This window comes from Curtobacterium sp. PhB115 (assembly GCF_003752025.1).
Classification (GTDB): domain Bacteria; phylum Actinomycetota; class Actinomycetes; order Actinomycetales; family Microbacteriaceae; genus Curtobacterium.
The window spans coordinates 733655-747275 of the sequence record NZ_RJKR01000006.1 but is presented as its reverse complement, the minus strand read 5'-3'; the positions used below and the strand labels follow the sequence as shown (position 1 = coordinate 747275).

Annotated in this window: 12 protein-coding genes; 3 read left to right on the top strand and 9 right to left on the bottom strand. The window is 73.5% G+C overall.

Features of this window, described 5'->3' with window-relative positions; genetic code table 11:
* Positions 1–34: 34 nt before the first annotated feature.
* From EDF19_RS09205 to EDF19_RS09195, 3 genes are all read right to left on the bottom strand, one after another.
* Positions 35–601, bottom strand: a complete 567-nt coding sequence (locus EDF19_RS09205; protein WP_221180638.1) for a hypothetical protein — start codon at positions 599–601, stop codon at positions 35–37.
* The gene (locus tag EDF19_RS09200) at positions 598–1359 is read right to left on the bottom strand and encodes an amidohydrolase family protein (protein ID WP_123680559.1); all 762 of its coding nucleotides are present in this window, start codon (positions 1357–1359) and stop codon (positions 598–600) included. Before EDF19_RS09200 ends, EDF19_RS09205 begins: the two co-directional genes overlap by 4 nt.
* A 146-nt stretch (positions 1360–1505) precedes the next feature.
* On the bottom strand, positions 1506–2018 hold the full coding sequence (locus tag EDF19_RS09195) for a hypothetical protein (RefSeq protein ID WP_123680558.1): 513 nt from the start codon (positions 2016–2018) through the stop codon (positions 1506–1508).
* 110 nt (positions 2019–2128) lie between these two features.
* Between EDF19_RS09195 and EDF19_RS09190 the strand changes: the two genes are divergently transcribed.
* Complete coding sequence (locus EDF19_RS09190) at positions 2129–2824, top strand: GntR family transcriptional regulator (RefSeq protein ID WP_200849186.1); 696 nt, start codon at positions 2129–2131, stop codon at positions 2822–2824.
* A gap of 111 nt (positions 2825–2935) precedes the next feature.
* Here EDF19_RS09190 and EDF19_RS09185 read toward each other — a convergent pair whose 3' ends face one another.
* The 5 genes from EDF19_RS09185 to EDF19_RS09165 are packed head-to-tail and all read right to left on the bottom strand — an operon-like array spanning position 2936 to position 10322.
* Complete coding sequence (locus EDF19_RS09185) at positions 2936–4369, bottom strand: amidase (RefSeq protein WP_123680557.1); 1434 nt, start codon at positions 4367–4369, stop codon at positions 2936–2938.
* Complete coding sequence (locus EDF19_RS09180; RefSeq protein ID WP_123680556.1) at positions 4369–6390, bottom strand: primary-amine oxidase; 2022 nt, start codon at positions 6388–6390, stop codon at positions 4369–4371. Before EDF19_RS09180 ends, EDF19_RS09185 begins: the two co-directional genes overlap by 1 nt.
* Positions 6391–6418: 28 nt before the next feature.
* Positions 6419–7993: a gamma-glutamyltransferase gene (locus tag EDF19_RS09175; RefSeq protein WP_123680555.1), complete on the bottom strand. Its 1575-nt coding sequence runs from the start codon at positions 7991–7993 to the stop codon at positions 6419–6421.
* Positions 7990–9084 (bottom strand): FAD-dependent oxidoreductase, encoded by a 1095-nt coding sequence (locus tag EDF19_RS09170; protein WP_123680554.1) that lies wholly within the window; start codon positions 9082–9084, stop codon positions 7990–7992. Before EDF19_RS09170 ends, EDF19_RS09175 begins: the two co-directional genes overlap by 4 nt.
* Positions 9081–10322, bottom strand: a complete 1242-nt coding sequence (locus EDF19_RS09165; protein WP_123680553.1) for an aminotransferase class V-fold PLP-dependent enzyme — start codon at positions 10320–10322, stop codon at positions 9081–9083. The genes EDF19_RS09170 and EDF19_RS09165 overlap by 4 nt, the downstream gene beginning before the upstream one ends.
* Positions 10323–10422: 100 nt before the next feature.
* On the opposite strand from EDF19_RS09165, the gene EDF19_RS09160 reads away from it, so the two are divergent.
* Both EDF19_RS09160 and EDF19_RS09155 read left to right on the top strand, forming a co-directional pair.
* The gene (locus EDF19_RS09160) at positions 10423–10929 is read left to right on the top strand and encodes a RidA family protein (protein WP_123680552.1); all 507 of its coding nucleotides are present in this window, start codon (positions 10423–10425) and stop codon (positions 10927–10929) included.
* Entirely contained in the window at positions 10926–12128 is a 1203-nt protein-coding gene (locus EDF19_RS09155) for an MFS transporter (protein ID WP_185022757.1), read from the top strand. The genes EDF19_RS09160 and EDF19_RS09155 overlap by 4 nt, the downstream gene beginning before the upstream one ends.
* On the opposite strand, the gene EDF19_RS09150 is transcribed toward EDF19_RS09155, so the two are convergent.
* Positions 12115–13569: an aldehyde dehydrogenase gene (locus tag EDF19_RS09150; protein ID WP_123680550.1), complete on the bottom strand. Its 1455-nt coding sequence runs from the start codon at positions 13567–13569 to the stop codon at positions 12115–12117. The genes EDF19_RS09155 and EDF19_RS09150 overlap by 14 nt on opposite strands.
* Positions 13570–13621 lie beyond the last annotated feature (52 nt).

Sequence of the window (13621 nt, the reverse complement as noted above, 5' to 3'; positions counted from 1 at the left end):
CGACACCGCACGGGTCCGGGGTGTTTCGGCGGCGTTAAACCTCAGGTGTCGCCGAACCGAAAGTCGACGGACCGGACGGCGACGTACCGGACGGCCGAGTACCGGACGGCGACGGCACCGCGCCCGCCGCAGCCCGCCCACTCCGCCGCCGCCGGAACGGCAACAGCTCGGCGACCCCCACGGGCCCGAAGCCGTCCCCGACCGCGACCCACACGCGGGCATCCGGCGCATGGTCGCCGAGCAGTTCCGCGCAGACCCCGCACGGCTCGATCAGGTGCATCGTTCCGCCCGGTCGGCGGAGCACCCCGACGACCGACACCACCGGCAACCCGGCGACGACGGCGGCACTCAACGCAGCGGACTCAGCGCACACCGACGCACGGCCGGCCGATGCCTCGACGTGCAGCCCGGTGACCACGCTGCCGTCGGCGAGCCGGAGCGCTGCGGCGACCTCGTGCACGCCCGTGCGGTAGCGCCGGACGAGCACGTCGGTCGCGATCCGGAGCAGCTCCCGGTCCTCGGCGTCCATGCCGGACGGCGGGCCGGCGAGCACCGGGCGGTCACCGCCGCCGGACGAGGCCCCGCCCGTCGAGTCGCTCACGACCAGCCCAGGATCCGCGCCATGTTGCCGCCCTCGACCAGGGCCCGGTCGGCCTCGTCCGGGATCGCCTTCGCGATCTTCATGCGCTCCAGGTCGAAGTCGCTGCCCGGCCACTCCGACCCGAGCAGGATCTTCTCCGCACCGAGGCGCGCGTAGGCCCGCTTGACGTCGGACATCAGGGTGGCGGAGGTCTCGAGGTAGATGTGCGGGTTCCGCTCGGCGACGATGATCGCCTCGGGCACGTTCCACACCGCACCCATGTGGGCGATGATCGTCGGCACCGTCGGGAAGTCCTTCGCGATCTCCTCGATGGCGAAGGGGGCGCAGAACGCGTCGTCGAGCGCGTTGATGAGCACGGGCAGGCCGAGCTCGGCGCAGACCTCGAACAGCGGGTCGAGCAGGCCGTGGTCGGCGACGTGGTAGCCGTGCAGGCTGGGGTGCAGCTTCAGCCCGACCAGTCCACCCTCGGCGAAACGGCGGATCTCGTCGACCGCGTTCTCCCACTGCGGCATGACCTGGCCGAAGCCGAACAGCCGGTCGGGGTGCGCCGCGACCAGGTCCATCAGGAAGTCGTTCTCGATCCCCTGCGCGAGCGAGCAGACCATCGCCCGGTCGACCCCGGCGGCGTCCATGCGGTCGAGGATCCGGTTCGCGTCGAACGGCGTGTACGCCGGCGGCTGCTCGCCCGGGCGCACACCGCTCAGGTAGTCACTGCGGCCGCGGCGGTCCTGGGTGGTGTTGTAGGCGTCGATGATCATCGTGGGCGTCTCCTCGTCGGCGGCTCGTGGGGCGGAACTCCCCCACATGTGATCCGATACTGCCAGAATTGGATCCAATTTGGTAGCGCCGGGTCGCGGAACACCCCACCTGGAGGCGCGACCCACCCCCGCCACGCGCCGCCGGCTCAGTGCACGACGACCATCGCGCCCATGGCGAGCACGCTCACGAGCGACGCCGCCCGTCGCACGGACTCGACCCGCGGCACCCGGCCGCCGACGACGTTCCACAGCACCACACCGGCGTGCACCGCGACCGCCACCCCGACCGGCAGCAGCACCACACCGTGGGAGTGCCCCGCGTCGACAGCGGCACCGACGCGAGCACCGGCGTGGCCACCTGCGAGCAGCACGAACACCGCGCCGAGCAGCATCCCGAGCGCGTGCAGGTGGTCACCACCGGGGCGACTCCGGCGACGCCACCGGTCCACCGCGGCCGTGCCCATCGCGCAGCCACCGAGCAGGAGCGCCCAGAATGGCGCCGGCACAACGTGGAGCGCCGGCACGTGGACGTCGAGCATCGCGACGAGCATCACCACCTCGGCGACGAGCACCACCCGCCCGACCCGGCGTCCGCCCGTGACCCCGAGCACGAGGGCGACGACGGCCGCGGCCAGCATCAGGGCGAGCAGAACGGTCATGATTGGATCCAATCACGCGCGAGTCGGATACGGCAACGGGATCCAACACCTGGCAGGATTGGATCCGCAGCGGGGGTTCGCTGTGACGACGTACCGAGGGAGACCACGACGTGACCACCAGCGACGGCAACGCACTCGTCGACGACCTCGCCGCGCGGATCCGCGCCAAGATCATGTCCGGCGAGATCCCCATCGGCGCACCGCTCCGCCAGGCCGACCTCGCCGCGCAGTTCGGCATCAGCCGCACCCCGGTCCGCGAAGCGCTCCGCCAGCTGCAGACCGGCGGCCTCATCGAGGTCGTCCCGAACCGTGGCGCCGTGGTCCGGGTGCCCGTTCCGTGGGAGGTCCGCGAGGCGTACGAGGTCCGCGCCGAGCTCGAGTCGCTCGCAGCCCGCCGCGCCGTCGACCGGCTCGACGACGCCACCATCGCGCAGCTCCGCTCGGTGAACCAGGCGATGTACGAGCGATCCCTCGCCGCGGCGGAGGGCGAGCAGCCGAAGCAGCGCGAGGGCAGCGACAACGACCAGTTCCACGGGCTGATCTACCAGGCCTCCGGCAACACCCGGCTGACCCGGATGCTCGTCGAGATCAACGACGCCTTCCCGCGCAACGTCTCGGCGCTGGTGCTCCGCGAGAACTCCCGGCACCGCGAGGAGAACTTCCGCGAGCACGAGGAGCTCATCGAGGCGTTCGTCGCCGGGGACCGCGAGCGCGCCGCCGAGCTCATGCGCGACCACGTCCTGCGCGCCGGCGAGCACCTGGCGCACTGGTACGAGCGCCGCTCGTCCACCGTCTTCACCGGCTGACCCCGCGCGACCGGCGCGACCGGCGCGACCGGCGCGGTCGGACCGGACCGCGCAGCCCCGCACCGACGGGGCGGGGCCGACCCGCGCCTCCAGTCCGGCCGGCCCGACCGTCTACAGCACCGGCGCCCGCCGGATCCAGCCGGTGGCCTCCTCGATCGCGCGCGTCACCGCGAGCAGCTGGGCCTCGCGGCCGTACCGCCCGACGACCTGCACGCCGACCGGCAGCCCCTCCGGGGTGAACCCGGCCGAGGTCACCACGACCGGGTGCGCCGTCAACGTGAGCCGGTTGGCGAGCATCTGCCACGTGAAGTAGCGGTCGAAGCGGTGGCCGTCGACCCCGTCGACCCACTCGACCTCGGCCGGCGGCGCGACCACCGGCGTCGCCGGCAGCACGAGCACGTCGTGCCGGTCGAGCACGGCAGCCGTGTCCCGGTACATCCGGGTCCGACGCTCGTACGCGTCGGCGAGCTGCGTCGCCGTGGTGGCGCGCCCCTGCTCGACGTTCCGGACGTAGTCCGGGCGGAACCCGGTCGCTCCGGCGTCGACGGCGTGCCGGCCGCCCAGGAAGAATTCGAACGTCTCGATGGTCTCCCACGCCTCGTCCGCGCCGGCGAAGTCGGGCTCGTCCGCCTCGACGACCGCTCCGAGGCCGGCGAGCTGCTCGGCGAACGCCCGGTGCACGGCCCGGACGGCCGGGTCGATCGGTAGGCCGCCGGCGTCGTCGCTCCACGCGACGCGCAGCCCAGCGAGCTCCACCGGACGGACCGGGTGCTGCGTCATGGCGGACATCGGCCAGACGGTCTTCTCGACGGCGAGCGCCTGCATGAAGCGCGCCGCGTCGGCGGAGTCACGTGCCATCGGGCCGGTGACCCCGTGCGGCGTCCAGGCGTTGCCGGTCCGGCCACTCGGCACACGGCCGGGGGTCGGCCGCACCCCGACGACGTTGCAGAACGCGGCCGGGTAGCGCAGGCTCCCGCCGCTGTCGGAGCCGTCGGCGATCGGCAGCATCCGCCCGGCCAGGGCCGATGCGGCACCACCGCTGGACCCGCCCGCGTGCCGCGAGGTGTCCCACGGGTTCACGGTCGTGCCGAACACCGGGTTGAAGGTCAGGACGCCCTGGCCCATCTCCGGCGTGTTCGTCTTGCCGATGATGAGTGCGCCGGCGTCGCGGAGCAGGGTCGCCAGGACACTGTCGTGCTCGGCGGGTCGCGCGTCGGCGAACGCCGCGGAGCCGTTCGTGGTCGGCAGGCCGGCGACGTCCATCAGGTCCTTCACCGCGGTGGGCAGGCCGTGCAGGAGCGGCAGTGGTTCGCCCGCGGCGCGGGCCTCGGCGGTGCGGCGGTCGGCGGCTTCTGCCGCGGCCAACGAGACCGAGTCCGGCTGCTGGGAGACGACGGCCTGGAGGCGCGGGTTGCGTTCCTCGATCCGGTCCAGGTGGGCGCGCATCACCTCCACCGCCGACACCTCGCGGTTCGCGACGGCGTCGGCCAGGCGGACGGCGGACCAGTCGGCCAGGTGCGCCGGGGTCTGCTCGGGCGCGGGCATCAGCGGCCGCCCTCGTGGTCGTGCTGCTGCTCGGCGTGGACGTGTCCGTCGTGCGCGGCGTTGGTGTCGTGGTCGTGGTCGTGGTCGTGGCCGGCGTGGTCGTGGCCGGCGGGGTCGTGGCCGGCGCCCGGCGCGCAGTGGTCGGTCGCCGACGGCGGGACGTCGAGCGAGGGGTTCCGGTCGAAGAAGCCGTCCGGTTCGAGCCGGAACCCGATCGTGTCGACGGGCATGATCGGCCACTGCTCGGGCCGCGGGAAGTGGTGCACGCCGAGGACCGGCCAGAGCACGAGCCGCTCGTTCTCGAGGGACCGGTCCGCCTGCTGCCAGACGTGCACCCCGTCGTCACCGAGCTCGCCCTGGTTCGGGTACTCGCCGGCGATGAAGCGCTCCTCGGGGTCGAAGGCGCTCGCCCACAGGTGCTTCGCGACGAACGGGGCCTTCCGCTCGACGATGCTGCCGGGGCGGACGTGCAGCTGCGCGGTGTTCTGCACGGCCAGGCGGTAGGCCGTGCTCTCGCCGTAGCGGTTCTGCGCCGACTCGCTCTCGATGCGCCAGTGCAGCGCACGGGCCGGGTCGGTCATCCGGGCGCCGTCGGCCTCGGAACCGATCGGCGTCTCGACCGCGATGCAGGCGTTGCCGTAGGGGTTCAGGGCCTCGTCGGGCTCGGGCTCGGCGTGCACCTCGACCAGCCGGTTCAACGGCCCGTCGACGGCGGTGTCGAGGCGGACGGCGAAGTAGTGCTGGTGTGTCGGGGCCTGCACGTTCGGCGCCACCATCCGGCCGTACCGCGGGGTCTCGCCGTCGGCGATGCCGGACACCGACATCAGGCCGGTGAGCTTGACCTCGAGCTCGACGGAGCCGTCCTGGTACAGCGACCAGTAGAAGCCGTAGTCGTAGTTCGCCACGGTCGCGAAGCTCGAGATCACGAGTCGGCGGCTGCGACGGACCTCGGCGCTGCCGGTGCGGGTGTTCACGTGCTTCCAGAGGATCGAGTCGTCCTCCTCGTGCAGGCAGATGCCGTTGACGATCGTCTGCGGTTCGCCGTGGCCGTCCAGGAAGTCGACGTCGAAGTACCGGATCTCCCCCAGGCAGTCGCAGCCGAGCTCCAGGCTCGCGGTCAGCGGGCCGGCGCCGTACTCGCCCCAGTCGAAGAAGTTCTTCCGGTACGCGGTCGGGTCGCTGTCCAGGTACGGCACGTACATCTCGTTGACGGCCGCACGGTGCAGCACCGGTCGCTCGACGTCGCCGTCACGGTAGGACAGGTCGTGCAGCACGAGCCCCTCGCGGTGCGAGAAGCCGACGCGGAACGTCCAGTTCTGCCAGCGGACCTCGTGCCCGTCGATCGTGAAGCCGGGTCCGTTCGGCTGGACGATGTCGAGCGCGGAGACCTCGCGGTCGGGACCCCACGTGCCGGAGGTGTACGTGCCGGTCTCGCTCGCCATCGGGATGACGCCGTGGTCCTCGATCCGGATGACCTCGAGGGTGTCCAGGTCGAGGATCGGGACGAGCCCGGCGACGGGTCGTGCGTAGCCGTTGTCCTCGGGGAACTCGCGGTACCAGACGGTGCCCCAGCTCAGGCGGCGGTCGGCGAGGTCCTCGGGGACGAAGCCGGTGATCGACTCCGGGTCGACCCAGACGAGCGACGTGTCGGTGATCCCGCGCTTCGCGAGCGCCTCGATGATGAGCGGCGACTTCCGAGCAGCCTGCGCGATGAGGCGCGCCTCGTCGCTCGAGACGCCGGGGCGACGGTGGTCGACGTCGGTCCAGAGCTCGACGATCGCGGGCGAGTCCGGGCCCGCGGTCCAACCACGCACCTCCCACGCGGCGTGCGCGTCCGGGTCCATCACGACGAGCCGCACCGGACGTGCGCCGCCAGCGGTCGTGCCCCTGGCCTTCTCCTCGTCGAGCGCGATCCCCCAGAAGCGCGGCCGGTCCCCGATGCGCCCGGAGGCACGGACGGCGGTGACGAAGGACGCGATCTCGACGGAGGTCAGCGGATCGAGGACGTGGGTGCTGCTCATGGGCTTCCTTCTCGGGTGGATCGTGCGGTCAGTGGGCGTCGAGGACGACGGCGCGGCCGTCCGCGCGGGGGTCGCTCGCGGCGTCGAGGTGCCCGTCGGCGTGCAGCCGGACGGTCTGGACGTGTCCGGCCTCGTCGACGGGGCCGTCGGTGCGGGCGACCGGCAGGCCGAGGGCTTCGGCTGCGGAGATCGCGTCCTCGGAGCCGGGTTCGGCGACGAGTGTCATCACCTCGTGCCCGAGGTCACGCGCACCGATCACGAACCGCGGTCGGCCGAGGACCTCGTCGGGGTCGCTGCCGGCGGCGACCAGGTCACGGGCGAGCTGCGCGAGGATCCACGGCTGGGCGCTGCCGCCCTGGCAGCCGAGGCCCAGCACCAGGTCGTCCGTCTCGGCGATCACCGGCAACAGGGTGTGCGGCGGTCGCAGACCCGGTCCGACGTGGGCGGGGTGGGCGGGGTCGGTGCTGAAGGCGGAGCCGCGGTTGTGCAGCACCACGCCCGTCCCCGGGTCGAGGATGCCGGAGCCGAAGAGCTGGTAGACGCTCTGGATGAGCGTGACGACGGTGCCGTCGCTGTCCGCAGCGGTCACCGCGACCGTGTCACCGAGGGCCCGACCGGCGCGGGGCAGTGCGCCGACCCGACCGGAGTCGCGTGGGTCGAGCATGGCTGCGACGTCGATCGTGCCGCCGCGGGGGTCGCCGAGTTCCGCCTGGCGGACGAGCGCGGCACGGTGCACGGCGTCGACGAGGTCGGCGGTCGCGGCGGTCGCGGTGGTCGCGGAGGTCGCGGTGCCGTGCTCGCTGCCGTCGGCGAGCGCTTCCGGCAGGATCCCGAGCAGCACGACGCCCTGCGTGGGTGGCGGCGCGACCCACCACCGGGCGCCGCCGATCGTCGTGCCGCGGGGCTCGACGAGCTCGGCGTCGTGCGCGGCGAAGTCGGCCTCGGTGTGTGCACCGCCGATTTCACGCAGCCGGGCGGTGATCGAGGCGGCGATCCGTCCCCGGTACATCGCGCGCGGGTCGGCGGCGAGTTCGGTCAGGGTCGCGGCGAGTGCCGGCTGCACGAGCGGGTCGCCCTCGGCCAGGAGCGCCCCGGTGTCGTCGGTGAACACCTCGCGCATCCCGGGGTCGGCGTGGAGCTCGTCGGTCCGGACCGCGATCGCACGGCCGAGTCCGGCGGAGACGGGGACCCCGTCGGCCGCGAGTCGTGCTGCGCGGGTCAGCGGGTCGGCGAGCCCGAGTCGGCCGCCCAGTGCGTCGATCGCCTGCCATCCCGCGACGACGCCCGGGACCGTGACGGTCTGGGCGCCCTGCCGGGGCATCCGGTCCTGCTGCGCGAGCGCCGCGACGTCGATGCCGGCCGGTGCGGCGCCGGCGGAGACCACGGCGACGACGGGCTGTCCTGGGCGACGGACGAGGGCGACGAGGTCCCCGCCGATGCTGCACTGGTGCGGGTAGACGACGGTCAGTGCGGTGGCCGCCGCGAGGGCGGCGTCGATCGCGTCCCCACCAGCCGCCACAGCCTCGGACGCAGCGTCGAGGGCGGCGGGGTGCGGTGCGGCGACGGCGACGCGTCGGGTGGAGGGTGCTGCCGGGGCGGTCATGCGGTGGTCACCATCCGTGCGGGGCTGAGGAACGCGAGGTCGGGGCGGTCGACGCCCTGCACCAGGTCGGCGACGGCCTCGCCGATCGCCGGCCCGAACTTGAAGCCGTGGCCGGAGCAGGCTGCGGCGAGGAGCACCTCGGGCTGCTCGGGCAGGGCGCCGACGACGAACCGCTTGTCCGGGGTCATCGTGTACAGGCACGCGACTGCCTGGGCACCGGCGGTGACGATGCCGGGGACGAACCCCTCGAGGAGCTCGGCCAGGTGCGCGACCTCGGCCTCGGTCGGCGGTGCGACGGGCAGGTCCGGGTCCCACACGGGTCCGGCGTCGATGCCGATCTTCGCGCCGGATCCGGCGGTCTCCGGCAGCCCGAAGACGAGCCCGTCCGGCAGGTCGACCGAGAAGCACCCGAGCGCGGGCGGCTGCGCCACGGTCTGTCCCGTCGGCGCGGTGAGCGTGACGATGCGCCAGACCTCGAAGAACGCGGCGGCCTCGGGTACCAGCTGCGACGCCCACGCGCCGCCGGCGAGCACGAGCCGTCGCGCGCGGACACTGCCGGCGTCGGTCCGGACGGTGACGACGCCGTCGTCGACCTGCCAGTCGAGCACGGTCTCGCCGTACCGCAGGTCGGCACCGGCCGCCGCGGCGGCGGACTGCGCGAACGCGAGCGCCCGCGCGGCCTCGAGCACACCCGCGTCGGGGTCGTGGACCGCGCCGTACGTCTCGGGCGGACGCAACGACGGCGCGAGCGTCTGCCAGGCTGCGCGGTCGACCGGGAGGCTCGCCCCACCCTGCATCGTCGGCTCGCCCCGGTGCGCGTACAGTCCACCGGTCCGGTGCAGGAAGGGCGCGCCGGCTGCGGTCCCCCAGCGGTCCCACCCGCGGTAGGCACGGTCGACGAGGTCGTTCCAGACCGGGTGCGGGTACGCGCGGCGGATCATCCGGGTGGCGCCGTGCGACGAGCCGCGCTCGTGCCCCGGTGCGAAGCGTTCCACGGCGACGACGTCGAGGCCGCGGCGCGCGAGCTCGTACGTGGCGGCGGATCCGTGGATGCCGAGTCCGAGGACGACGACGTCGTGCACGAGGGTCATGCGCGGACCTCGGCGACGACGTCCGCGATGCCGTCGAGCAGGACCCGGACGTCCTCGTCGTCGTTGTAGACGTGCGGCGAGACGCGGACGACGCTCGCCAGGCCGCGGGCGCCGAGGTCCCACTGCGCGTGGCTCGCAGGCACCGAGATCGAGTCGATGCGGCGCTGCCGGAGCCGGGCCGAGACCTCCTTGCCGGCGACGCCGTCGACCGTGAAGGTGACGATCGCGGACGGCGACGCCGACGGGTCCGTCACGGTGACGCCGTCCACGGCGGCGAGCGCCGTGCGCAGCTGGGCGCCGAGGCCGACCAGGTGCGTCTCGGTCGCCGCCGGACCGCGGTCGAGGGCCTCGCGCAGCGCGACCCCGAGGCCGAGCCGTGCGGCGACGGAGCACTCCCACGTCTCGAGCTGTCGCGCGGTGCCGTCCATTGTCCACTCATCTTCGCCGGTCCAGACGGCGCCGCGGACATCCGGGGCCCACGCGCCGACGCCCTCGAGCGTGCCGCGGCGCAGGTAGGCGAGCCCGGTGCCCCGCGGTCCGCGCAGGAACTTCCGGCCGGTGGTGACGAGGGCGTCGCAGTCGACCGCGCGGACGTCGATGTCGATCTGCCCGACGGACTGCGTGGCGTCGACGACGGTCAGGGCGCCGTGGCGACGGGCGACGGCGCTGATCTCAGCGATCGGTTCGACGAGACCGGACGAGGTCGGCACGTGCACCGCGCTCACGACGACACGGCCGCTCGCTCCGGCGACGGCCCGGTCCAGGGCCTCGAGGTCCATGGCACCGGTGGCGTCGCTCGGCACGATCTCGAGCCGCACGTCGTCGTGCCGCTGCATGGCCAAGAGCCGGAGCGCCTGGCTGACGTAGCTGGAGCGGGGTGCGACGACGGTGTCCCCGGCGCCGAGCCGCAGCGCGTCGAAGACGCCGCGCAGGCCGCTCGTGGCGCTGTCGAACAGGGCGATCTCGTCCGGCGCCGACCCGAGCAGGGCGGCGGCGGCGCTGTAGACGCCGGCGACCTCGTCGGCGACCTGGTTGGCGGCTTCGTACCCACCCACCCGCTGTTCCCGGCGCAGGTGGGTGACCACCGCCTCCAGGACGCCGTCGCTGACCAGGCCCGCGCCAGCCGCGTTGAAGTAGTGGCGCCCTGCGGTGCCGGCGGTGCGGGACCGCTCGGCGGCCACGTCGATCGCCGTCGCTGCCGGGGCGGCCATCGTGCCGTCCTCGAGACCGATCGTCATGTCGCGGGTCCTCCCTCGTGCGCGTCACCCCCGGACGCTGAATGGATCCCATCATAAACAGGTTGTATCCATTACCGCCACCGCCGGATACTGTTGACCCATGGAGCACTCCGCTGAAGCCCGCGCGCAGGAACTCGGACTCGTCATCCCGGACTACGCGAACCCGCCCTACGGTGGCCGGTACGGCAGCTCGCTCCGCGCGTTCCACCGCACCGGCGACCTGCTGGAGCTGAGCGGCATGACCCCGGAGTCACGGGACGGCACGATGCTGCACCCGGGTTCGGTCGGGGTCGACATCACCCTCGAGCAGGCGCAGGAAGCGGCCCGCTACACCGCGGTCAACGCCCTCGGCATGATCCGGTACGCCCTCGGCTCGCTCGACGAGGTCGCTGCGCTGTCCCGCGGGCTGTGCTTCGTCCTCTGCCCGCCCGGGTTCGAGCAGCTCAACCAGGTGTCGAACGCTGCCAGTGACCTGCTGTTCGACGTCTTCGGACCGGACGTCGGCCGGATGGGCCGCGCGTCGATCGGTGCGACCGCCCTGTCACGGAGCGCCTGCTTCGAACTCTGGCTCAGCCTGGAGTGCCGCCCCCGCCGAGCCGGGGAGTGAGACCGCTCGCCGAGGCCGGCACGCGAGGGGTCGCGTTCTGGCTCCTGGTCGTGGCGTCGACCGCCGGCTACGTCGTCAACGGTGCGAGCACCCCGGTCGTGCCGCGGCTGGCGACGGACCAGCTCGGCGCCGACCCGGCCGTCGGTGGACTGCTCGTGTCGCTCGCCGGGTTCGTGGCGATCGGCGCGATGCCCCTCGCCGGCATCCTGAGCGACCGGCTCGGTCCACGACGTGTCCTCCTCGGTGCCGGGCTGCTGGCGGCGGCCGGGCTCGGCATCGTGCTCGTCGCGCTGAGCGTCCCGAGCCTCGCGGTCAGCCGGCTCGTCTTCGGCGCCGGCAACGCGGCCACCGCCACCGCCCTGACGGCCTGGGTCGTCGCCGAGGTCCCGGTGACCCAACGCAGCCGCGCACTCGGCCTGTTCGGGCTCGCCGTCTGGATCGGCCTCGCCCTGGGCCCCGTGGTCGGCGAGAACCTGTACCAGTCGGCCGGGCACCGCGCCGTGTGGGTCGTCGCGATCGGCATCCAGCTCGCCGGACTCGGAGTGGCACTGCTCACGCGGGGCGGATCGGCTCCGGTGCACCGCTGCCCGGCACGACCGGCCGGCGCGGGTCTGGCGGCGGTGCTGCGGGCCGTCGTGCGACCGGGCGCTGCGGGGCTCGTGGCCTGGGCGGCCGAGGGCTTCATGATCGCGTTCCTCATCCAGCACCTGGTCGGGCAGGGCGTCGGTGCGCAGGGGCTGACCGGCGCGGCCAACGTCTTCACGGTCTTCGCGGCGAGCGTCGTCGGGGTGCGGCTGCTCCTGGGCGGGCTACCGGACCGGATCGGGCCCGTCCGCACGGCGCGCGGAGCCCTGGTCGTCCTCGCCGCAGGGCTCGTCGTCCTCGCGGTCGCGCGGGACTTCCCGACCGCCGCCGCCGGAGCCGTGCTGGTCGGTGCCGGCTACTCGCCGCTGTTCCCGACGCTCACGATCCTGAGCACCCGCACGCTGGACGACCGCACCCGGGCCACCGGCGTCGGCGTGTTCTCGGCGGTCACCAGCGCGGGCTACGCCGTGGGGTCACTCGTGGGCGGTGTCCTGGTGTCGGCGGTCGGCTCCGGATGGGCGCTCGTCGTGCTCGCCGCACTGCAGCTCGCCGCCGTGCCCGCACTCGGCAGGCACGACGGCGGCGGCACCGGTCGCGACCTCAGAGCGCGATGACGACGCTCTTCGACTCGCAGAACGCGCGCAGGGCCTCTTCGCCGAGGTCGCGGCCGAGCCCGGACTCGCCGACCCCGCCGAAGGACAGCGCCGGGTCGAACAGGTTGTAGGTGTTCACCCACACGGTGCCGGCGTGCAGCCGCTGGCCCATCCGGTGGGCGCGGGACAGGTCGCGGGTCCAGACCCCGGCGGCGAGGCCGTACGTCTGGTCGTTCGCGATGGCGATCGCCTCGTCCTCGTCGTCGAACGGGATGACCCCGACGACCGGCCCGAAGATCTCCTCGCGCGCGATGGTCATCGTGTTCGAGACGCCGGTGAAGAGCGTCGGCTCGACGTAGTAGCCCGGGCGCTCGGGCACGCCGCCGCCGACCGCGACCGTCGCCCCCTCGGCCTTGCCCTGCTCGATGTACCCGAGCACCTGCTGCCGCTGTTCCTCGGACACGAGCGGTCCGACGGTGATCCCGCCGTCGAGCCCGTCGCCGACGGGGACCTTCCGGACGGCGGCGACCAGGCGCTCGGTGACCTCGTCCAGGACCGACCGCTGCACGAGCAGGCGGCTGCCCGCGGTGCACATCTGGCCGGAGTGCCCGAACGACGCACGCATCGCGGTGAGCACGACGGCGTCGAGGTCGGCGTCCTCGAACACGATGTTCGGGCTCTTGCCGCCGAGCTCGAGGGTCAGGCGCTTGAAGTCCGCGCTCGCGGCGGTCATGACCTTGCGGCCGACGTCGGTGCTGCCGGTGAACGAGACCTTGTCGACACCGGGGTGCGCGGTGAGCGCGGCACCGACCCGGCCGTCGCCGGTCAGGACGTTGACGACCCCGGCGGGCACACCGGCTTCCTCGCAGATCGCCGCGACGCGGAGCATCGTGAGCGGGGTCTGCTCGGCGGGCTTGACCACGACAGTGCAGCCGGCGGCGAGCGCCGGGGCGAGCTTGAACGCACCGGTCATGATCGGGAAGTTCCAGGGCAGGATGAGCGCCGCGACGCCGACCGGTTCGAGGGTCGTGTACACGTGGTGTGCCCCGCCGTCGACGGGGACGACCGTGCCGGTCAGGCGCGAGGGGGCGCCCGCGTAGTAGCGGAACACCCGGGCCGAGGTCGCGGTGTCGGCGCGGGATCGCTCGATCGGCTTGCCGTTGTCGCGGGTCTCGAGCACGGCGAGTTCCTCGAGCCGCTCCTCGATCAGGTCCGCGACCCGGTTCAGGATGCGGCTGCGGTCGTGCGGGCTCATCCCGCTCCACCGGCGGTCCTCGTGGGCTCGGCGGGCGGCGGCCACCGCGGCGTCGACGTCGGCGGGGCCGGCCTGCGGCACCCGGGTGAGCAGCACCTCGGTGGCGGGGTCGAACACGTCGAGGAGCTCGGCGCCGTCTGGTGCGGTCCAGGTGCCGTCGACGAGGAACGGCTCGAGCGGGGCGAGGGGTGCGAGCGTGTCTCTCATGACGGTTCCTCCGTGGGACGTTGGTGCGGCGTACTGGACGCGCGGTGGGTCG